We start from the raw sequence: 21,908 nt of genomic DNA, 5'->3' as shown, positions 1-21,908 counted from the left end.
TCCGTGAAAGTACGGGGCAACAGGTGAATCAGGCCAATACGTCGCCGACGCTCGACGCGTTGTTTCAACGCATCCTGGCGCGCAAGCCGGATGCCGTCGCCTTGATCGATCCGATCAACAAGCAGCGCATCGCCGGCCGGCCGCCGATGCGCCTGACCTACGCGGAAGCCGATCGCGTCATCTCGGCGCTGGCCGCCCACTTCATCGACGCCGGCCTGCCGGCGCATTCGGTGATCGCGGTGCAATTGCCAAACACCATCGAGTTCGTTCTGACCGTGCTCGCGGCGCATCGCGCCGGCCTGGTCGTTGCGGTTTTCCCGCTGCTGTGGCGACAGGCCGAGCTGGTGGCGGCGCTGAACCGCACCAGCGCGCGCGCCATCGTGACGATGTCGAAGATCGACGGCGTCATCCATGCCGACCTCGCCATGAACGCGGCCGCGGAAGCGTTCTCGATCCGCCACGTCTGCGGCTTCGGCTCCGACCTGCCCGAGGGCATGTACTCGCTCGATCAGTCGATCGCCAAACCCTCGCGCTCGACGCGCGGGATCATGCCGGATGGCCGCAAGGCCGCGATCGTCTCGTTCGATGTCACGGCCGACGGTTTCCGCGCGGTGCCGCGAACCCATCTCAGCCTGATCGCGGGCGGGCTGGCGGTTTCGCTCGAAAGCGATCTGCCGCAAGGCGTGAACATGATGTCGGCGTTCCTGCCGTCGTCCTTCGCCGGCCTCGCCGCCTCGGTCGTGACCTGGCTGTTGTCGGGCGGCAGCCTCGCGCTGCACCATCCGTTCGATGCGGATGCCCTCGAGCAGCAGCTCGGCCAGCTCGGCTGCGACACCCTGATCGTTCCGTCGCAACTCGCCTTCCGTCTCGACGAGGCCGATCTCGCGGCACGGTTGCCGAACCTGCGCTACGTGCTGGGGATGTGGCGGGCGCCCGAGCAGGTGGCGTCGAGCCCGCAGTGGAAGACCCGCGACATCGAGTTCACCGACGTCTATCTGTTCGGCGAGGCCGGCCTGTTCTCGGTGCGCCGCACCGCGGCCGATGGCAGCCCCGGTCCGGTCAAACCTGGCCGCCAGGGCGCGCTGCGCGAGCAGCCGGGATCGTCGATCGCCGGCGAGATCCTGGTCACGCCCAAGGGCACGCTCGGTCTGCGCGGTCCGATGGTGGTGGTCGCAGCCTATGCGCCGCCGCCGCCTCCGAGCGACTCGCTGATGCCGGCGCCGCCGCGCGATTTCGTCGACACCGAATACGCGGTGCGGCTCGACCGCGCCCAGGACACGATCTCGATCACCGCGCCGCCGGCGGGCGTGATGGCCGTCGGCGGCTACCGCTTCCTCGCCCAGGACCTGCACGAATGGTCGCGTCGCCTCGGCCAGGGCGCGCTGCTCACCGCGTTGCCCGACCGTCTCAGCGGTCACCGGCTCGCCGGACGCGCCATGGACAATGCCCGCGCGCGGGAGGCGCTCGCCGAGCTCGGCCTCAATCCGCTGATGGTCGAAGCCTTCCGCGACCGCGCCGGCTCGGGCAGCTGAACTGGCCGTCCCGACGCGAATGTGGAACCGCGTGTTGGGAACAGTGTTGACGCCGCGTTAACGGGAGAGACCTAGGATCGCGTCAGATCGTCAGCGTATCCTGAGTTTTCCTGAATGTCTCAACAAGGCCCGCTTCTCGTCGTCTCCACCTCATCGCGGCCTTCGCTGACTGCGGCTCTCGCGGCGGCACGAATTCTCCCATCCATCGAGGTGCGCTGGACCGACGCGCTGAGCGCAATGTCGAAGGTCCAGCCGGCGGCCGTGCTGGCCGTGATGGACGGCGCCGACGCGACCGCGGTCACGGCGGTCTCGCGTCACGTCGAGGCGCGCCGCCCCTATGTGCCCATGATCGCCATCGCGCCGGGCGACGCGGCTCTGCCCGACAATGCCATCCCCCTGCACGGCAGCGACAATACCGAACGCCTGATGGCGCGGCTGCGCGCAGCACTGCGCGTCCGCACCCTGCATACGATGGTGCTGCGCCGGCTCGACGAGAAGAAGACCGACGGCGCGACCTTGCCCGACACCGACCCGCTGGATGACGCGACGGTGCTGCTGCTCGGCCGCGGCGCCTCGCTTCCCGGCCTGTCGGTTGCGCTGGGCGAGCGCATGGCCGTGGTCGGCGCGCTGAGCATCGAGGCTGCGGCCAAGAATCTGTCGAGCCGCGACATCGACGGCATCGTGCTCGGCGAAGGATTTTCGCCGCGCGTGGTCGATGCGTTTCTCGCCGTGCTCGCCGAGGACACCCGCTTCCGCAACCTCGCCGTCGTCGTCACCGCCAACCAGCCAGCGCCGCTGCAGGAGCTCGCCAATCTCGAGATCATCGCCGGCGATCCCGCGCGCATCGCGGCCCACGCCCTGCCCCTGATCCGGCAGCACGCGTTCGAGTCCCGGCTCAACCGCACGCTGCGCGCGATCGAGGCCGGCGGCATGCTCGATCCGCAGACCGGCCTGCTCACCCGCAGCGCCTTCGCCCGCGACTTCGCGACCGCCGTGAGCCAGACCTTGAAGAACGGCGGCAGCCTTGCGGTCGCGCGCTTCGCCTTCGATCCGGTCAACCCGCGCGCGCAGTACGATGGCGCCCGCATCATCAGCCGGCTGATGCGGCGGATGGATTTCGGCACCCACGAGGACAACGGCTCCGTCGTCGTCGTGTTCGCCGAAACCGACCTGCGCTCCGCCCACGCCATCGCGCGTCGCCTGTCCAGCGTGATGCGCCACACCTCCCACGGCAAGCGCGACGCCCGCACCGAGCCCTCGGTCACCGTCGCGGCGCTGCAGCCAGGCGACACCGCCCGCACCTTGCTGTCCCGCGTCTACGGCGAGGCGCAACGCGCGGCGTCGTGAGGATTCGCGCGGCCCGCGGATCATTGCGCTGACAAGAACTACGAATCGTGGTCGTCGCGTTGGCAAACCGCAAGGCGGCGCGTGCCACCAATGTCTGCGAGGTCTCCGAGAGCTTCGTTTGTTTAGGCGACCCTCGACTGGCCAAGCCTCGACGCGATCGAGAACGTCTGTGAGCTTCTTGGCCTAAGATGAGCGCAAGCGAGCCAGCAGTCACGAGTTTTCCATTTTGGCCGGCACCGCGTAGCCCGGATATCGCTACGCTCATCCAGGCGACCTTCACTTGCGAGGATCACCGCCATGTCCCGCCTGCACTGGATCGACCTCCCCATCTCCGGCCGCCTCGCCATCGCAGCCCGGCCGCGGGCCGGGGACTGGCTCGACGACGAGATCGGCGCCTGGGCGAGCGACGGGGTTGCCGTCGTCGTCAGCCTGCTGGAGCCCGCCGAAGTTCACGACCTCGGCCTGGAGCGCGAGGCGGCGCTGTGCCAGTTGCACGGCATGGCCTTCTTGTCGTTCCCGATTCCCGACCGCGCTGTCCCTGCGAGCCGAAGCGCGGCGGTGCAGCTCACACGGGACCTCGAAGCACGGCTGATAACCGGAGACGCCGCTCTCATCCATTGCCGCGCCGGCATCGGCCGCTCAGCGGCCATTGCGGCCTGCGTGATGATCCGGCTTGGTGTTGACGCGGCCGAGGCCTTGTCGCGGATCACTGCCGCGCGCGGCGTGCCCGTGCCGGATACGGAAGAGCAGCGGGCGTGGGTGATGGAGATGACGAGGAAGTAGGAGCGTCAGCGAACCGTAGCACGCCGATCACGTGCAGTGTCGGATTGACCTTCGCTCATCCGCCCGACGCGTGCTACATCGTACCGTCAGCATCTGACTGGAACGGCGCATGGAGCAGGCTGTCATTGCCTATATTCCCTTGAGAAAAGGCTCCTTCGTGTCGGAGCACGAATGCGCAGAGATCGCCGATCTGACAGCCAAGCTGCAGCAGGCGATCGACCATCACGGAGTCGGAGAGTTCGACGGCGACGAGTTCGGCGGCGGACGCTGTGTGCTCTTCATGTACGGTCGCGACGCCGATCAGCTGTTCGGTGTCGTCGCTCCGATCCTGAAGGCAGTCCCGTTGACGCGGGGTGGCTTTGTGATCAAGCGATATGGCGAAGCGAAAGACCCTGATGCGGTCGAGGTCAGGGTCGATCTGTGATGCTTGAGCACGCTGCCGGCCCGCGTCTACGGCGAGGCGCAACGCGCGGCGTCGTGAGGATTGGGTCTCCGCGGCGCTCGACCGTGCTTCATCCACAGCGCTCCGATCGCCCCGCTAGCCGCAGGCAGCGGGTTCAACTTTCGATTGTCTTGATCTTGAAATGCACATAGCTTCCCTGCGGCAACAGCGTACCGGCGACCGATAGGTCCGCGCGGTCGGTGGTAGCACCAGGGGAGGGGTCGATGGAGACGATCATTCTGGTCCCCGGCATCACGGGGTCGTGCCTCAGTCTGGGGGAGACCCAGGTATGGCCGCCGAAAGTGGAGGAGATCGTCTGGGACGGCTACCACCGGGTCGACGATCTGCTCAATCCGCAGGTGAAAGCCACCGGGATCTGGGCCGAGCTTCCAGTGTTCAATGGCTACGCGTATCCGGTCTATCGGCCGATCATGAACAAGCTGGATGAGATCGCAAACCGGCTCCAGCCCAAGGCCGAGCGCATCGACTTCTACTATGATTGGCGGGTCGATCTCTGGCAGTCGAACGCGCCGTTCGTCGCCTCGTCCGAGATGCTGGCACGGCGCATCGCCCAGGCCGTCGGCGCGGGGGCAACGGCGATCACCTTGGTGTGCCATTCGATGGGCAATCTGGTGGCGCGGCTGGTGCTGGAAAGCCAGAGATACCGGAACGAGCCGTGGTTTGGGACGATCAAGCGCCTGATCGCTGTTTGCGGGCCGCATCTGGGCGCAGCGACCGCTCAGGGTCAGGCGCTGGGCTGTGAAGCGGGCTCGCTCGGCCTGAGCCGGGACGACTTGCGCAGGATCGCCAACAATCCGAGCTACCCGGCCTGCTTCCAGTGCTTTCCGATTCCCGGGACTGAGGTGCTGCTCGACACCCTTCTGACTCCTCAGGAGCAGGACGTCTATGATCCCGCCGTCGCCGGCAAATACGGGCTGACGGCATCGAGCACGCGCGCCGCCGCGACCTCGTGGCAGCAGCTCGACATCGCGCATCGGCCGTCCCACGTCGCGTACTATCTCATCGCCGGCACGGGTCTGAATACCTCGAACGCGTATCTCTATCGCGGCACGGATTTCGTCGAGACGATCAAGGTGGATGGCGATGGCACGGTGCCTGTCTATAGCGCCCTCGCGGGCAGCTACTCCGGCAAGTATTCGATGCCGGGCGACCATGTCGGAATCCTTGGTACCGTCCAGTTGTCGGATGCGCTTGACAACATCTTCGGCCTCTCGCGCATGCGGGCCTTCCTGATGGCCGAGCCTGGCATCACGATCAACCTCCACAAGCACAGCTTTGCTCCCGGCGAAGTCATGCAGCTGCTGATCATCCCGGACACGCCGACCACGACCATCAAGGGACGGCTGAGCGTCAGCGCTGCGCCGCGCCCGGGCTTGCAGAGCAGCAGTGCCGTGAAGCCTGCTCTGGTCGCCTATGGTGGAGGAGTGCCACTCGATTACCAGGGACCGGAGATCACGCACATTTCAGCGCAGTGGACGGCGCCACGCCTCCCCGGCGCCTATGTCATGCGGTTCGAGGGCGACACACATCAGACGAGCGCACCATCGAGCGCCGTGTTCTTCGTCAATTCGCATCCGGGACTGGCGCCGCTGCGCGGAACGCCCTGAGACGCGCGGCGCAAGGCCTGAGCTCCAAAGTCGGGCGTTACTTATCCAGCGACGAGTCCTGGTCCGTAGGGTGGGCAAAGGCGCACGCACGGTGCCACCAAATGCGAGATCGCGGATAGCGCCGTGCCCACCATCTCGCCGCTGAGCACGCTGATCGACGGTGGGCACGCCGCCGCCTGTCGGCGGCCGCTTTGCCCACCCTACCGACGTGCGCTTGGCTGATTATGTTCACAAGCACCAACCTCGCGTCATTGCGAGCGCAGCGAAGCAATCCAGGGCTCAGCAAGGAGTCTGGATTGCTTTGCTGCGCCGCTGCGCTCGCAATGACGGCTGTTGAATTGGCCACGATCTCAGCCAGACACGTACATCTTGAGATCGCGCATTCGCCGTACTTGTCTGGTGTCATCCTGCAATGGGCTTTGGGTGCCTCCGAAAACGGAGCGTTGCGCGATGCAAAACAGACAATCACGCGATGAGACCGACTGGGTGAGCGTGGTCGCGATCGTCTCGGTCTTCCTCGTCGCCAGCTTCGCGCTGCATTTCGGCTGGCAGCTGCGCTGAAAGTTGCTGTAGCCGACAGCATCAGCCGGGCGGACGACGCCCGGCTGCGCGCCAGCGATCGAGAGCAGAAGCTGACTACGCCGCCTTCTTCTTCTCCGCGAGCTCCGCCAGTTCCTTCAGAATATCCGTCGTGCCCGCCAGCCGCTCCTCCGGCGTCTCCCAGAGCTGCAGGAACACCACCTTCATGTCGGGGCGCACCTTGGCGGCCTGGCCGTGGCGCTTGATGAAGGCGACGAGGCGGTCGGGATAGGCGAAGCTGTTGTCGCGGAAGGCGATGACGGCGCCCTTCGGGCCGGCATCGACCTTTTCGACATTGGCCCGGCGGCAGTAGTTCTTGATCGCGGCGACCTTGAACAGATAGCGCGTCTCGTCCGGCAGCTTGCCGAAGCGGTCGCGCAGTTCGGCGGCGAAATTGTCGATCTCGTCGTCGGTCTCGAGATCGGCGAGCCGGCGATACAGCGACAGCCGCACCGAGAGATCGGAGACATAGTCCTCCGGAATCAGCACGGGCATGCCGATCGTGATCTGCGGCGACCAGCGGTCGACGGTTGGCTCGGTGACGCCGGCCTTGAGGTTCTCGATCGCCTCCTCCAGCATCGACTGATAGAGTTCGAACCCGACCTCCTTGATGTGGCCGGACTGCTCGTCGCCGAGCAGATTGCCGGCGCCGCGGATGTCGAGATCGTGACTGGCGAGCTGGAAGCCGGCCCCCAGCGTCTCCAGCGACTGCAGCACGGTGAGGCGCTTCTCGGCCTGGGCACTGATCTTGTGCGTCGGCAGGGTGAACAGCGCATAGGCGCGCAGCTTGGAGCGGCCGACGCGGCCGCGCAGCTGATAGAGCTGCGCGAGGCCGAACATGTCGGCGCGGTGCACGATCAGCGTGTTGGCGCGGGGAATGTCGAGGCCGGACTCCACGATCGTGGTCGACAGCAGGATGTCGAACTTGCCGTCATAGAACGCCGAGATGATGTCCTCGATGACCGTCGGCGCCATCTGGCCGTGGGCGACCGCGACCTTCATCTCCGGCACGGTCTTGTCGAGGAACTCCTTGACCTCGGCGAGATCGTCGATGCGCGGCACCACGTAGAACGCCTGGCCGCCACGATAGCGCTCGCGCAGCAGCGCCTCGCGGATCATCACGGGATCATGCGGGGCCACGAAGGTGCGCACGGCGAGGCGATCGACCGGCGGGGACGCGATGATCGACAGCTCGCGTACGCCGCTCAGCGCCAGCTGCAAAGTGCGTGGGATCGGCGTCGCCGACAAGGTCAATACGTGCACCTCGGCGCGGAGCTGCTTCAGCCGCTCCTTGTGGCTGACGCCGAAATGCTGCTCCTCGTCGACGATGACGAGGCCGAGGTCGCGGAACTTGATCGCCTTGCCGAGTAGCGCATGGGTGCCGACGACGATGTCGACCGATCCGTCGGCGAGGCCCTTCTTGACCTGGTTGAGCTCCTTGGTGCTGACCAGGCGCGAGGCCTGCGCCACATTGACCGGAAAACCCTGGAAGCGCTCGCTGAAGTTCTTCGCATGCTGTCGCGCCAGCAGCGTGGTCGGGACCACGACCGCGACCTGCTTGCCTTCGAGCGCGACCGCGAAGGCTGCCCGCAGCGCCACCTCGGTCTTGCCGAAGCCGACGTCGCCGCAGACCAGCCGGTCCATCGGACGTCCCGCTTCGAGATCAGCGAGCGTCGCCTGGATGGCACCGAGCTGGTCCTCGGTTTCGTCATAGGGGAAGCGCGCGCAGAACTCGTCGTAGAGGCCGGCCTGCACCGGCAGCTTCGGCGCCTCGTGCAGCATGCGCTCGGCGGCGATCTTGATCAGCTCGCCAGCCATCTCGCGGATGCGGTTCTTCAGCTTGGCCTTGCGGGTCTGCCAGCCCGAGCCGCCGAGCTTGTCGAGCTCGACACTGGTCTGGTCGGAGCCGTAGCGCGACAGCAGCTCGATATTCTCGACCGGCAGATACAGCTTGGTCTCGCCGGCATAGCGCAATTCGAGACAGTCATGCGGCGCGCCGGCGACCTCGAGCGTCTGCAGGCCGACGAAACGGCCGATGCCATGGTCGACATGGACGACGATGTCGCCAACGCCTAGGCTCGTGACCTCCGAGATGAAGTTGTCGAGCTTGCGGCTCGCCCGGCGCGGCCGCACCAGGCGGTCGCCGAGAATATCCTGCTCGGAGATGACCGCGATCTGGTCGGTCTCGAAGCCGGACTCCAGGCCGAGCAGCGCCAGCATGGTCTCGTTGCGCGGCGTCGCCTGCACCACGCGCCAGGTGTTGACGCTGGTGACGTGGATCAGCTTGTGGTCCTTCAACATGCTGGCCATGCGGTCGCGCGAGCCCTCGCTCCACAGCGCGATGACGACCTTCTTGCGCACCGACTGCAGCGCCTGCACATGCGCCACGACAGCCTCGAACACGTTGACGGCGGCGTCGTTGCGTTCCGGCGCAAAGTTGCGGCCCTGCCGCGCGCCGATGTCGACGACACCAGTGCCTTCCGGCACTGCGAAAGGCGTCATCCGCGCCAGCGGCACGGAAGCGAGCCGCTCGGCCCACTCGGACGACGTCAGATACAGCCGATTGACCGTCAACGGCTTGTAGATCGCGCCGCCGCCGGGATGCTCCATCGCCTCGCGGCGTGCATCGTAATAGTCGATGATCTGCTTGAAGCGCTCGCGCGCAGCGTCCTCGCCCTGCGGCTCGATCACGATGGGCGTGTGCGGCAGATAGTCGAACAACGTCTCCATCTTGTCGTGGAACAGCGGCAGCCAGTGCTCCATGCCGGGATAGCGGCGGCCTTCGCTGACGGCCTCATACAGCGCATCGTCGCGCTCGGGCGCGCCGAACTCGGCGACATAGCCCATGCGGAAACGGCGGATGGTGTCGGTGACGAGCTGGAATTCCGACACCGGCACCAAGTCGAGCGAGCGCATGTCGAGCATGGTGCGCTGGGTCTCGGCATCGAAGGTGCGGATCGATTCCAGGCTGTCGCCGAAGAAGTCGAAACGGACCGGCTGGTCGAGGCCGGCCGGGAACAGATCGAGGATGCCGCCGCGGACGGCATATTCGCCGCTCTCGCGCACCGTCGAGGAGCGGTGGTAGCCGTTGTGCTCCAGCCAGGCGATCACCGAGTCCATCGGCACGACATGGCCCGGCGCGACCGACAGCGCCTGCCCCGCCATGGTGTCGCGCGCTGGCACCCGCTGCAGGATGGCGTTGACGGTGGTCAGCACGATCAGCGGCTTGTCGCTGCCGGCCAAGCGCGACAGCCGCGCCAAAGTGGTCACGCGCTGGGCCAGGATGCCGCCATGTGGCGAGACGCGATCATAGGGCTGGCAGTCCCAGGCCGGGAACTGCATGACCGGCAGGTCGGGAGCGAAGAAATCGAGCGCCCGCGCCAGCTGCTGCATCCGCGCGCCGTCGCGGCAGACCACGGCGAGGCTGACCGCCGGCGGCTTCGGCTTGGCCGCGACCGCGCGCGCCAGATCCGAGACGACGAGGCCTTCGGCGCCCTCGGCGACGTTGGCGAGCGTGAGTGCGCGCCCCGGCGCGAGGTGCTCGGCAGGCGACTTGACCGGGCTCTTCATCAATCGGCGTCCGCCACGGGGAAGGACTTGATCCGCTCGAACAAGGCACTGGCCCGCTGGGGCGGCAGCGGCTGGGCGCCCGTCACGGCGGCGTAGAGGTCGGCATCGGGAATCTCGAGCAGTTCCTCAAGCTCCGCCACCTCCTGGTCCGAGAGCGTGCCGATCTCGGCATCTGCGAACCGCCCCAGAATCAGGTCCATCTCCCGCGTGCCGCGGTGCCAGCAGTGGAACAGCAGCCGCTTGCGGCGGTCATCGAGGCCTTGGCTCGATCGGGTGGTCCCAGTCATCGAAAATCCTGCTCCAATACAACGCCAAAAGCCCGGACGGTGCCGGGCGGGCTCGATATAGCGGCGCTGCGGGGCCCTGTCAGCCCTTATCCGACGCAGGACCGGCATGTCCCGCCCTCCGTAACGAACGAAAAAACAGGTGGATGTCTGCCCGGGGCCGGGTATTCCGACCGCCAAACCGCTTTAAGTGTTCGGCCCATGCGTCCTGCCATCCTCAATCCGCTGTTTGCACCGGTCACCACCCTGTCGGGGGTCGGGCCGAAGCAGGACAAGCTGCTGCGCTACCTGCTCAGCTGCAGCGAGACGCCGCGCGTGGTCGACCTGCTGCTGCATCTGCCGGCCAGCGTGATCGACCGCCGTCACCGGCCCAAGGTCCGCGACGCCGCGGCCGGAACCGTGGTGACGCTCGAAGTCACGGTCGACCGCCACCGTCCGTCGCGCAACGCGCGCGCGCCCTATCTGGTTTACGCCAGCGACGAGACCGGCGACGTCGTGCTGACGTTCTTCCGTCCCAAGGGCGACTATATCGAGAAGATCCTGCCGGTCGGCGCCAAGCGCTACGTCTCCGGCACCGTGCAGATGTATGACGGTATCCCGCAGATCGTCCATCCTCACCCCATCCTCGACGAAGCCGCCTTTGCCAAGCTGTCAGGAATCGACCCGGTCTATCCGCTGACCGAGGGACTCGCGCTCGGCTCGCTGCGGCGGGCGATCGCATTGGCGCTGACCAAGCTGCCCGACTTGCCGGAATGGATCAGCCCCGAGGTGCTCAGCCGCTGCAACTTCCCGCCGCTGAAGGAGGCGCTCACGCGCGTCCATGTCCCTCAGGAACTGACGGACATCCTGCCGGAGAACCGGTTCTGGTCGCGGCTCGCCTTCGACGAGCTGCTCGCCGGCCAATTGGCGCTGGCGCTGGTGCGGGCGCAATTGCGCCGCCCAGCGGGCAACCGCCATGCCGGCGACGGCCATCTACGCCACAAGATCATCGATGCCCTGCCCTATGCGCTGACGAATTCGCAAGCTCAGGCCATGGCGGCGATCGCCGCCGATCTCGAAAAGCCGGTGCGCATGCTGCGGCTGCTGCAGGGCGACGTCGGCTCGGGCAAGACTGTCGTGGCGCTGCTCGCCGCTGCGGCCGTGGCGGAAGCGGGCAAGCAGGCGGCGCTGATGGCGCCGACCGAGATCCTGGCGCGGCAGCATGCCAAGACGATCACGCCGCTCGCCGAGCGCGCCGGGATGCGGGCGGCGATCCTGACCGGCCGCGAGAAGGGCAAGGAGCGCCGCGACATCCTCGCCCGGCTCGAAGCCGGCGAGATCGATGTCCTCATCGGCACCCACGCGCTGATCCAGGACGATGTGATCTTCAAATCGCTGGCGCTCGCCATCGTCGACGAGCAGCATCGCTTCGGCGTGCGCGAGCGTCTCGCACTGACGTCGAAGGGCGAGGCCGTCGACGTGCTGGTGCTCTCGGCGACGCCGATCCCGCGCACGCTCGTGCTGACCTATTTCGGCGACATGGACATTTCCGAGCTGCGCGAGAAGCCGGCCGGCCGCCAGCCGATCGACACCCGCGCGGTCGCCGACATCAGGCGCGGCGAAGTGATCGACGCCGTCGGCCGCGCGCTCGATGCCGGCAAGCTGGTGTATTGGATCTGCCCGCTGGTCGAGGAATCCGAGGCCGAGGGCATCGATCACCTCACCAATGCGACCGACCGGTTCGAGAGCCTGCGCGAGCGCTTCGGCGACAAGGTCGGCCTCGTCCACGGCAAGATGAAGGGCAGCGAGAAGGACGACGTCATGGGCCGCTTCGCGACGCATGAGCTGCGCCTGCTGGTCGCAACCACCGTCGTCGAGGTCGGCGTCGACGTGCCCGCCGCCAGCATCATGGTGATCGAGAATGCCGAGCGCTTCGGGCTGGCGCAATTGCACCAGCTGCGCGGCCGCATCGGCCGCGGCTCGGAGGCGTCGACCTGCATCCTGCTCTATCACGAGCCGCTCGGGCAGATGTCGAAGGCGCGGCTCGCCGTGATCAGAGAGACTACCGACGGCTTCCGCATCGCCGAGGAGGATCTCAAGCTGCGTGGCGAAGGCGACGTGCTCGGCATTCGCCAGAGCGGCCTGCCCGGCTATCGCATCGCCCGCCCCGAGGTGCACGCCCAGCTGATCACCCAGGCCCGCGACGAGGCGCTGCGGATCCTGAAAGAGGATCCCAAGCTGAAGGGCCCGCGCAGCGATGCGCTGCGCTGCCTGCTGTATCTGTACGAACGCGACGAGGCGATCCCGCTGCTGACGGCGGGGTGATCGCGTCATTGCATCAACGAACTCCACTGTCGTCCCGGCCTTGAGCCGGGACCCATAACCCCAGGGAATAGTTCAACGCAGGCGCGTTGTCCTGCTCGCAAATCACAGCCGCCGCGGAGTATGGGTCCCGGGTCGACGCCGCGACGTGCTATCGCGCATCGTGGCTTGCCCGGGACGACAAGCCGAGATGGTCTACTTCGCCTTGCAACTCTCGGCAAAAGCGACAAGCTGCGCCGCGTCGGTGCCCTGCCCCTGCACGTCCGTCGCGATATGCTCGAACAGCCGCGCAAAACCTTCGTAGATCAGCGCGGCCGGATGATCCGGCCCCAGGAAGCCCGCGATCTCGCGCATCTCGGCGACCCAGCGATAGGCCTTTGGCAGCATGTCCGGCAGCGAGTTGGCGAGACGAGCCTGGACGTGCGGCAGGCTGAGCGCGAGCTCGTCACGCAGCGCGTCCGCAGCGCCGGCCCGCGTCGCGGCCAGCACCATTGCGGCCCCTAACCCGGTCAGGCCCTTGTTGATGCCGGCATAGGACATCTTCAGCGCGGAGGCGGCGCCGATCGGTCCTTCGATCCGACGCAGGTCGAGCCCGAGCTGCCCCAGCACGCTCACATCCGCCGCCGCATCGCCGCTGACATACAGCGCAGGCCCTTTCGCCCCGGGCTTCGGCGGCAGGCCGATGATGGCGGCATCGACCAGCCGCGCACCCGAGGACAGCACGATGTCCTCGATCCTTCGGATGGTCTCGACGTTGACGGCGTTGCAGTCGACGATGACCGGCTTCTTGGCGTTGCGGTTGATCACGGTCGCGAGCTGCTCGGCGAGCGCCACCGCCTCGCCCGGCGGCACGATCGACAGGATGATGTCGGCATTGGCGATCTCGGACTCGCTGGCGCCGACCATGCCGGACGCGGCCGCCCTCGCCCGCGTCGCCGCACTGCGTCCCTCGAGCAGGGTCAGCACCTTGCAGCCATGCTCCACGAGGCGTGCGGCGATGGCGCTGCCCATGGCGCCGGGGGCGATGACGGCAATGCTGGGAGGCATGGATGGACTCCGATTCCTGGAACGGTCCCGAAGACTATGCGCAGCCGATGACAAAACAGAAGGCGCGAAAACGAAGGGCAGCCCTTCCGGGCTGCCCTCGCCTTGGCTGCAACATCAGCGCCGCCCCCCTTAGAGCCCCCAAGAGCGCTGGCCGCCGCAGCTGACCTCAGAACGAGATCTTCAGTCCTCCACTGCCGTAGAAGTCGTCGCCGCCGGTGCGCCCGATGGTGCGCGACACGGTCGCCGTCAGCGCCACATTGCTCCAGAACGGCGCCACGATGCCGGAGCTGATCCGGCCATAGACGTTGTGCGAGGTGCCGCTCGGAACGTTCCAGTTGTTGACGATCAGCGGCGCCGAGGTCGCGCTGTACTGGATCAGGCGGCCGTTGCCGATCAGATCGTCGTCGAGCGTCAGGTTCAGGTACGGATGCACGGTCGCGCCCTGCACCTGGAACGGGGTGCGCAGCTGCACGCCGATGCTGCCGATCAGGGTCTCGGCGGTCTGCGGGCCGACCGTGAGCGTCAGTGCGGGATCGCCGGACTCGGTGAAGCCGTCGACGCGGGCGCGCGCATAGGTCAGGCCGCCGATCGGTCCCATCTTGGCCGTGCCGGCATCGAACAGATAGCCGGCCTTGGCCGCGGCAACGAAGGTCGTACCGCCGGGAGCCGAGGTGATGGTGTCGACGACGCCCAGGCGCGTATTGCGATAGTCCTGCTTGCCGATGGTGGCGAGGCCTTCGGCGAACAGATTGCTGTTGGCCCAGACGCCGTAGACGCCGAGCTGATAGGAGTTGGCATCGGTGGTGCCGGCATTGTTGAACAGCTTGGCCTTCGGATTGGAGTAGTCGAACGCGGCGCCGACCAGGGCGTTGGCCGACAGCCGGTAGTCGACACCGATGGTGCCGCCGATGCTGTCGAGATTGAAGCCGTTGGAAGCGACGTTGCCCTGGCGATTGCTGAGACCGCCATTGCCCTGCATGTAGAACGACCACGGGCTGGCGGGCGCGAGCGGCGGCGCCTTGGCATAAGGCGCCTTGGTCACGGCGGCGAACGAGTTCATGGTCGATGGCGCGAAGCCGGTGGTTTCGCGGAACATGTCGAGCTTGCCGATCAGCGTCGAGGCAAAGCCCATCGCCGAGATCGACGCCACCTCACCCTGCGGCGCGAAGGTCAGCGGCGCGTTGAGGCGGTTGACGATGTATTGGCCCAGCACCTCGAAGCCGTGCGAGGTCAGGTGCACGCCGTCGACATAGAACAGCGACTGATACTGCAAGGCCGTATTGCCGATGCAGGCAACCGTGCAGGCGAAGCTGCTGAAGCCATAGCGCGATGGATTGGCCTGGATCAGCGTGCCGACCAGGCCGGTGTCGACATATTCGACGCGCACGCCGTTGCGGGCGATGCCGGCAAGTGATGCCTGCATCAGGCCGTTGTAGGTCGTGCTGTAGGACTTGCCGGCTGCGGCGTTGGCATTGCCGATGGCCTCCGGCAGCGTGCTGACATCGCCGACGGTGAACACGATGGTGCGCGCGCCGTCGCCGACCAGCGCGTTGATGCCAGCCATCGCCTGCTGCGCCGTCACGGCGGCGGCGGTCGGCGCTCCCGCCAGCGTGCCGCCGGCACGGTAATAGGCCCGCGCATCATTGCCGCCGACCGAGATCTCGACCAGGTCGGTCGACGAGATCTTGCCGGAGAAGCCGGTCAGGCCGCTCCATTCCTGGAAGAAGCCGGGAATGCCGGGCGCGACCACGTTGGTGTTGCCGGCCATGGCGCCGCCGATGGCGTAGTTGAGCTGGGGAATGCCGAGCAGCGCCGAGGTCGTGTCGACGAAATTGGTGCCGCCGCTGAAGCGCCCGGTCGGATAGAGCGGCAGCTTGCCCGCGCCGCCGGTGTAGGTCCAGAGATTGCCCGTGTCGGCATAGCTGTCGCCGAAGGCCTGAATCCGCGTGTAGTTCGTTTGCGCCGAAGCCGGATGCATCAGCTGCAGCAACGTTCCCGACACCGCGACGGCACACCACAACGCCGTTCTGCTCACAGACCTCATTCCACGCTCCCCCTACGCCTCATATTTGTTTGCGCGATGTTTCCATGGTGACTGACGGGAAAACCACCGCCTTGCGGTTGTAGGAACGAGACCGCTGTCGGCTGTGCCTTTCACGCACCATCATGCAGCGCAAAAGCGCCGCCATGCGCACATCGGCCCGCTCGGCGCACGGGTCGTGGACATGGAGCAAGCTCAGCGACTGCTGACAGGATCTGGCATGGGGCTCGGCTAGTGCTCTTGGACGCGCGCCGCTGCCGGCGCCGTCACCGGAGAGCAACACATGCCCGAGTTCAGCTTCCTGATCCTCTATGTCGACAACCCGCCCGCCAGCGCGGCCTTCTATGCCGACCTGCTTGGCCGTCCCGTCATCGAGCAGTCCCCGACCTTTGCGATGCTGCCGCTGCGCGAGGGCGTGATGCTGGGATTATGGTCGCGGCACACGGTGGAGCCCGCGGCCGCCGGCGCGGCCGGCTTCAGCGAGGTCGCGTTCACGGTCGCCGATCCCGGCGAGGTCGAAAAGATCCATGATGACTGGAGGAGTCGCGGCCTGCAGATCGTGCAACCGCCGACGCGGATGGATTTCGGCACCACCTTCGTGGCGCTCGATCCCGACGGGCACCGGCTGCGCGTGTTCGTGCCGCAGGACGCCGCTTAGCGGGGGCCCGCGTCCCACGCCACGGACTTGGTCCGCCTTGTCTAGTCCGCTTTGGCTGTTTCCGGCTCCAGGCGCGGGGCCTGCTGGGCCTGGCCGTTGGCGATACGCGCGGCGTTGGCCATGCTGGCGAGCGCCGTGGCCTTCTTCTGCGGATCGGAACCCGGCTGCACCACGCCGCAGGACATGATCAAGGTCGCCGCATCCTCGGCGCTCATGTCGACCTCGATGATCTTGCTCTTCGGCAGATAGAAGAAGAAGCCGGTGGTCGGGTTCGGGGCGCACGGCAGGAACACCGAGATCTGCTCGTCGTCGCCGGGCAGCCGGTTTGCGATCTCCACGCTCGGCGGCTGCGAGATCAGCACGATCGACCACATCCCGGGCGAGGGAAACTCGACCAGGCCGACGCGGCGCAGGCTGGAGCCCTTGCCGGAGAACAGCGTCTCGAACACCTGCTTGAGGCCGCGATAGATCGCGCGCACCGCCGGGATGCGGCCGAGCAGCCGCTCGCCGAGATCGACCAAGGTGCGGCCGATCAGGTTCGCGGTGAGGAAGCCGAGCAGCGTGAGGCCGATGACGGCGACGATCAAGCCGGAGCCCGGCACGCCGAACGGGAGATAGGTCTCCGGCCGGTAGGCCAGCGGAACGAACGGCCGGACCAGCCCGTCGACCCAGGTCACGAACCACCAGGTGATGTAGAGGGTGATCGCGACCGGGCCTGCGACGACGAGGCCGGTCAAAAAATAGTTGCGAAACCGAAACATCACCCCGTGATGGGGCGTCTCGGCCGGCGGTTCGGTCAGAGGATGGGTCTCAGGCGGCAGGTCGTCGCGGGAACTCATGCGCACTTCCGGATCGGATCAAGGCTCAGGTAAGGGTCTTAGCAGATTTTTGGAAGGGCAAGGCCCACTTTCCGACACACCGCGCGCTTTGCCTCTGCCTGTGGCGGGCCGGCAGGGTGTCGGAAAACCGGGGCGGTGACGGCCGTTTTCGGGCCCCTCCTGCGGCGCGGAGCCGCTTCAAGACCGCGATCTGCGGGATCAGGCGCTGCGCAGCGGCAGGGCCAGACCAACGGCCACGAAGATGCCGCCGCAGACCTGGTTGAAACGCCGTCCCACCCGCGCGAGCCAGGGGCGAACCCGGGCGGCCGCGCTGGCGATGGCATATTCGGTCACGAACTCCGTGATCGTATAGGTGGTGGCCACGATGGCGAACTGAACCGCCAGGCTGCGATCGGGGTCGATGAATTGCGGCAACAGGGCGCTGAAGAACAGCAGGCATTTCGGGTTGGTCGCCGCGGTCAGGAAGCCCTGACGGAACAGCGCATGCCCGCTCGCCGAGACGGGCGCATCGCCGACGTCGACCGCCACCGGCGGTGATCGCCACAGCCTGATGCCGAGCCAGGCGAGATAGAGCCCGCCGATCCACTTCAGGACCACCAGCCAGGTGATCGAGGATTGCACCAGGGCGCCGATGCCGAACAGGCAGAGCGCGATGATCAGGACGAACCCGATCAGGCTGCCCACGATCGTGAACAACGTCTTGCGTCCGCCATGCAGCGCGCCGTGGGTCAGGGCGAGCAGGCCGTTCGGCCCCGGCGTGAGCGAAATGCCGATGCTCGTGAGCAGAAACAGCAGCCAGGTGTCGAGGGCCATCGAGATCGCCATGTTGCAGCGGACCGACCGATCCGCTGCCGGGGTCGTCGCCAGACGCTGATGTCGGATTGTTGAACGGATGGCAAGCGGGGCTGCCGTGCGATCGCTTGAGCTCCGCTGCAAGCCGGCCAAACTCGGTCGTCGTCCCGGACAAGCCCGACAACGCGACCGCGTTGGCGGGCGCAGATCCGGGACCCATACTCCCGAAAGGCGGTGTGAGGCACGCTGGAGTTGCCAGCATTGCCGGCCACGGCGTGCGGTGGTTATGGATCCCGGCGTTCGCCGGGATGACACCGAATGGGCGGAGGCAGCCTCGCAACTCACGGCGTCGTCAGGCGATGCGAGAGCATCGCCGGACGACAGCGCCCTATTCCACCGTGACCGACTTCGCCAGATTGCGCGGCTGGTCGACGTCAGTGCCCATCACCACGGCCGTGTGATAGGCGAGCAGCTGCACCGGGATGGCGTAGACGATCGGGGTGAACGTCGCGGCCATGTCGGGCATGACGATCGTGACCAGCGAGTCCACGGTCGCCTCCTCCGCGCCCTTGGCGTCGGTCATCAGGATGATGTTGCCGCCGCGCGCAGCGACTTCCTGCATGTTCGACACCGTCTTCTCGAACACCCGGTCATAGGGCGCGATCACGACGACCGGCATGGTCTCGTCGATCAGCGCGATCGGGCCGTGCTTGAGCTCGCCGGCGGCATAGCCCTCGGCATGGATGTAGGAGATCTCCTTCAGCTTCAGCGCGCCTTCGAGCGCCAGCGGATAGGAGGTGCCACGGCCGAGATAGAGCACGTCCTTCGACTTCGCGATCTCGCGGGCGAGCTTCTCGATCTGCGGCTCGACCGTCAGCGCAGAAGCAATCAGGCGCGGCACCTCGACGAGTCCGTGCACCAGCTTGGTCTCGTCAGCCTCCGACAATTCGCCGCGGCCGCGGCCGGCCGCGATCGCCAGCGCCGCGAGCACCATCAGCTGGCAGGTGAACGCCTTGGTCGAGGCGACGCCGATCTCGGGACCCGCCAAGGTCGGCATCACGATCTCGCTCTCGCGCGCGATCGTCGAGGTCGGCACGTTGACGACGGAGAGCGTGTGCACGCCCTGTGATTTCGCGTAGCGCAGCGCCGCCAGCGTGTCGGCGGTCTCGCCGGACTGCGAGATGAAGATGGCGAGATCGCCCTTGCGCAGCGGCGCCTCGCGGTAGCGGAACTCCGAGGCGACGTCGAGTTCGACCGGCACGCGCGCGAAGCGCTCGAACCAGTACTTTGCGACGAAGCCGGCATAGCTCGCAGTGCCGCAGGCGGTGATCGAGATGCGCTGGATGTCCTTGAAGTCGAACGGCAGCCGCGCCGGCAGCATCACGCGCTCGGTGCCCATGTCGACATAGCGCGCCAGGGTGTGGCCGACGACCTCCGGCTGCTCGTGAATCTCCTTGGCCATGAAGTGGCGGTAGTTGGCCTTGTCGACCAGCGAGGTCGAAGGACCGTGCTTGACGATCTCGCGATCAACGACCGCATTGTTGCGGTCATAAACGGTCGCACCCTTGTGGGTCAGAACTACCCAGTCGCCGTCCTCAAGATAGCTGATGTTGTCAGTGAAGGGTCCGAGCGCAATCGCGTCCGATCCGAGATACATCTCGCCACTGCCGTAGCCGACCGCCAGCGGAGGGCCGTTGCGTGCGCCGATAAGAAGATCGTCCTGACCTGCGAAGATGAATCCGAGTGCGAAAGCGCCCTTGAGTTTCGACAACGTCTCGCGCACGGCCTCTACCGGCGCAACACCCTGGCTGAGGAGATCGTCGACAAGATGCACGACGATCTCAGTATCCGTTTCTGTTGCGAATACAGTTCCCTTCTTTTGAAGGGCTGCACGCAACTCGTGGAAATTTTCGATAATGCCGTTGTGGACGACCGCAACGCGATCGGTCGCATGCGGATGCGCGTTGTTCTCGGTCGGCTTGCCATGCGTCGCCCAGCGCGTGTGACCAATGCCGGTGAAGCCCTTGAGCGGCTGCGCCTGAAGCCTGGCTTCGAGATTCTTTAGTTTACCTTCTGCGCGACGGCGTTCCAGTACGCCGCCTTCAAGCGTCGCTACGCCGGCAGAATCATAACCGCGATATTCGAGCCGCTTCAGCGAGTCGACCAACTGCTCGGCGACGGGTCCGCGTCCCAAAATGCCGACAATTCCGCACATCAGCGCTAGTCCCCAAATCGTCGAGAGAGATTCAAATGCGTGGCAATGTCTTAACGAAAACCGCGCGCTTTCAGGATTCAATAATTATTGCGGATTGCGACAGGGTTAAGTGGACGCCTTCATCGCGCGGACGGCTACGCAACTCCGGCTCGATGCGGAGGTCTCATTCGGAATGGACTTAACGTCCGGTCAACGCTTTCGCGCAGAGACTGTTGCGTCGGAGATGCTGCCATGACCACCACCCGTCGCCCATCTGATCCCAAAGGCACGAGCTCGCTCAGCCTATCCCACCCCACCTCAGGCAGCCATCTGGCGCATTGGCCGCCGCCGACCCTCGCCCACGAGCTCAAGCCGATGCCGATCAAGCATCGGACCAACGAGCCGGTCAAGCACGCCACCCGCCGCGGCTGGCGGCTGACCCGCGAGATGTTCGCCGAGTTCCAGGACGACGAAGGCTGAGCCGTCAGCCTTACTTCTTCTGGCGCTGCTTGGCGCTGCGGAAGCGCGCCGCGGCGCCTTCGCGCGTCGTCTGCGGGCTGCGCTCGAGCGCCAGCGCATCGTCGGGCACGTCGCGCGTGATCACCGAGCCGGAGCCGATATAGGCGCGCGCGCCGATGTTGATCGGCGCCACCAGCGACGTGTTGGTGCCGATGAAGGCGCCCTCGCCGATGACAGTCTTGTGCTTGTTGAAGCCGTCATAATTGCAGGTGATGGTGCCGGCGCCGATGTTGGAATGGGCGCCGACATGGGCGTCGCCGATATAGGACAGGTGGTTGACCTTGACGCCCGCCTCCAGCACCGCGGCCTTGGCCTCGACGAAATTGCCGATCTTGGCGCCGTCACCGAGCGACGTGCCCGGCCTGAGCCGCGCGAACGGTCCAAGCAGGGTGTTACGGCCGAGTCTGGACTGCACGATGTGCGAGAACGAATGCACGATCGCGCCATCGCCGATCGAGACGCCGGGGCCGATCACCACGAACGGCTCGATGGTGACATCCCTGCCGAACGTCGTGTCCGCAGCCAGATAGACCGTCTCCGGAGCGATCAGGGTGACGCCGGCGTCCATTGCCGCCTGCCGCAGCCGTGTCTGCATCACGGCCTCGGCCGCAGCAAGCTGCGCCTTGGTGTTGATGCCGCGCACCTCGTCCTCGGAGGTCTCGATCACGACCGCCGCGAGGCCCTGCTCGCGCGCGATGGCAACGGCGTCGACCAGATAATACTCGCCCTTGCTGTTGGCGTTGCCGATCTTGTCGAGAACGGCCAGCGCATGCCGGCCATTCATCGCCATCACACCGGCGTTGCACAGCGTGATCGCCCGCTCCGCTTCGCTGGCGTCGGCATGCTCGCGGATCGCAACCAGCTTCGAGCCGTCCAGCAGCAGGCGCCCATAGCCGGTCGGATCGGCCGCCTGGAAGCCGAGCACGGCCAGCGCCGCGCCCTGCGCCAGCGGCGCCCGCAGCCGTGCGAATGTGTCGGCGGTGATCAGCGGGGTGTCGCCGAAGGCCACGAGAAGATCGTCGGCGCCGCGCGCGATCGCCTCTCGCGCGGCCAGCACCGCATGCGCGGTGCCGAGCCGCTCGCGCTGAACGAAGATCTCGGCGTCGGGGCGCAGGCGCCTTGTCTCCTTCTCGACCGCGTCGTGCTCTGGCCCGACCACGACCGCGATCCGGGCGCCGTCGCCGCTCGGCGCCGCCGCCAGCACATGGGCGAGCAGGGATTCGCCGGCGATCGGATGCAGCACTTTCGGGATGTTCGAGCGCATCCGCGTGCCCTCGCCTGCCGCAAGCACGATGGTCAGACTGGATCGAGCGGTCATCAAACACCCTGGAGATAGCGGAACGCGCAACAGG

Annotated in this window: 16 protein-coding genes; 8 read left to right on the top strand and 8 right to left on the bottom strand. The window is 66.5% G+C overall.

All coding sequences use genetic code 11. The features are described 5' to 3' along the window. Positions 1-23 precede the first annotated feature (23 nt). The 5 genes from QQL87_RS01735 to QQL87_RS01715 all read left to right on the top strand — a co-directional run bounded on the left by QQL87_RS01735 (position 24) and on the right by QQL87_RS01715 (position 5,732). Positions 24-1,532 carry an AMP-binding protein gene (locus tag QQL87_RS01735; protein WP_284416103.1) on the top strand — a complete coding sequence of 503 codons (1,509 nt, stop codon included), beginning with the start codon at positions 24-26 and terminating at the stop codon, positions 1,530-1,532. A 114-nt stretch (positions 1,533-1,646) separates the two neighbouring features. Continuing rightward, positions 1,647-2,879, top strand: a complete 1,233-nt coding sequence (locus QQL87_RS01730) for a GGDEF domain-containing protein (RefSeq protein WP_284416104.1) — start codon at positions 1,647-1,649, stop codon at positions 2,877-2,879. A 297-nt stretch (positions 2,880-3,176) separates the two neighbouring features. Next, entirely contained in the window at positions 3,177-3,662 is a 486-nt protein-coding gene (locus QQL87_RS01725; RefSeq protein WP_284416105.1) for a phosphatase domain-containing putative toxin, read from the top strand. Between the two features lie 109 nt (positions 3,663-3,771). Then, complete coding sequence (locus QQL87_RS01720) at positions 3,772-4,086, top strand: hypothetical protein (protein ID WP_284416106.1); 315 nt, start codon at positions 3,772-3,774, stop codon at positions 4,084-4,086. A gap of 242 nt (positions 4,087-4,328) precedes the next feature. Further along, positions 4,329-5,732 carry an alpha/beta hydrolase gene (locus QQL87_RS01715; RefSeq protein ID WP_284416107.1) on the top strand — a complete coding sequence of 468 codons (1,404 nt, stop codon included), beginning with the start codon at positions 4,329-4,331 and terminating at the stop codon, positions 5,730-5,732. Positions 5,733-6,368: 636 nt separating this feature from the next. Here QQL87_RS01715 and mfd read toward each other — a convergent pair. Next, positions 6,369-9,881 (bottom strand): transcription-repair coupling factor, encoded by a 3,513-nt coding sequence (gene mfd / locus QQL87_RS01710; protein ID WP_284416108.1) that lies wholly within the window; start codon positions 9,879-9,881, stop codon positions 6,369-6,371. After that, a complete protein-coding gene (locus QQL87_RS01705) occupies positions 9,881-10,168 on the bottom strand; it encodes an FAD assembly factor SdhE (protein WP_284416109.1) in 288 nt (95 codons plus the stop codon). Before QQL87_RS01705 ends, mfd begins: the two co-directional genes overlap by 1 nt. A 198-nt stretch (positions 10,169-10,366) precedes the next feature. Between QQL87_RS01705 and recG the strand changes: the two genes are divergently transcribed. After that, a complete protein-coding gene (gene recG / locus QQL87_RS01700) occupies positions 10,367-12,469 on the top strand; it encodes an ATP-dependent DNA helicase RecG (protein WP_284416110.1) in 2,103 nt (700 codons plus the stop codon). 192 nt (positions 12,470-12,661) lie between these two features. On the opposite strand, the gene QQL87_RS01695 is transcribed toward recG, so the two are convergent. Further along, positions 12,662-13,513, bottom strand: a complete 852-nt coding sequence (locus QQL87_RS01695; protein ID WP_284416111.1) for an NAD(P)-dependent oxidoreductase — start codon at positions 13,511-13,513, stop codon at positions 12,662-12,664. A gap of 166 nt (positions 13,514-13,679) precedes the next feature. Further along, the gene (locus QQL87_RS01690) at positions 13,680-15,557 is read right to left on the bottom strand and encodes an autotransporter domain-containing protein (protein ID WP_284416112.1); all 1,878 of its coding nucleotides are present in this window, start codon (positions 15,555-15,557) and stop codon (positions 13,680-13,682) included. Positions 15,558-15,837: 280 nt separating this feature from the next. Between QQL87_RS01690 and QQL87_RS01685 the strand changes: the two genes are divergently transcribed. Next, the gene (locus QQL87_RS01685) at positions 15,838-16,212 is read left to right on the top strand and encodes a VOC family protein (RefSeq protein WP_284416113.1); all 375 of its coding nucleotides are present in this window, start codon (positions 15,838-15,840) and stop codon (positions 16,210-16,212) included. Between the two features lie 41 nt (positions 16,213-16,253). Here QQL87_RS01685 and QQL87_RS01680 read toward each other — a convergent pair whose 3' ends face one another. From QQL87_RS01680 to glmS, 3 genes are all read right to left on the bottom strand, one after another. After that, complete coding sequence (locus QQL87_RS01680) at positions 16,254-17,051, bottom strand: DUF502 domain-containing protein (RefSeq protein WP_284416114.1); 798 nt, start codon at positions 17,049-17,051, stop codon at positions 16,254-16,256. A gap of 198 nt (positions 17,052-17,249) precedes the next feature. Beyond that, positions 17,250-17,864: a LysE family translocator gene (locus QQL87_RS01675; RefSeq protein ID WP_284416115.1), complete on the bottom strand. Its 615-nt coding sequence runs from the start codon at positions 17,862-17,864 to the stop codon at positions 17,250-17,252. A gap of 367 nt (positions 17,865-18,231) precedes the next feature. Next, positions 18,232-20,058 carry a glutamine--fructose-6-phosphate transaminase (isomerizing) gene (gene glmS / locus QQL87_RS01670; RefSeq protein ID WP_284416116.1) on the bottom strand — a complete coding sequence of 609 codons (1,827 nt, stop codon included), beginning with the start codon at positions 20,056-20,058 and terminating at the stop codon, positions 18,232-18,234. Between the two features lie 231 nt (positions 20,059-20,289). On the opposite strand from glmS, the gene QQL87_RS01665 reads away from it, so the two are divergent. Next, a complete protein-coding gene (locus QQL87_RS01665; RefSeq protein WP_284416117.1) occupies positions 20,290-20,517 on the top strand; it encodes a hypothetical protein in 228 nt (75 codons plus the stop codon). 10 nt (positions 20,518-20,527) lie between these two features. On the opposite strand, the gene glmU is transcribed toward QQL87_RS01665, so the two are convergent. Further along, positions 20,528-21,874, bottom strand: a complete 1,347-nt coding sequence (glmU, locus tag QQL87_RS01660) for a bifunctional UDP-N-acetylglucosamine diphosphorylase/glucosamine-1-phosphate N-acetyltransferase GlmU (protein WP_284416118.1) — start codon at positions 21,872-21,874, stop codon at positions 20,528-20,530. Between the last annotated feature and the right edge of the window lie 34 nt (positions 21,875-21,908).

It is taken from the genome of Bradyrhizobium sp. SSBR45G (genome assembly GCF_030159255.1).
Taxonomy (GTDB): domain Bacteria; phylum Pseudomonadota; class Alphaproteobacteria; order Rhizobiales; family Xanthobacteraceae; genus Bradyrhizobium.
This window is presented reverse-complemented; position numbering and strand designations above follow the sequence as displayed.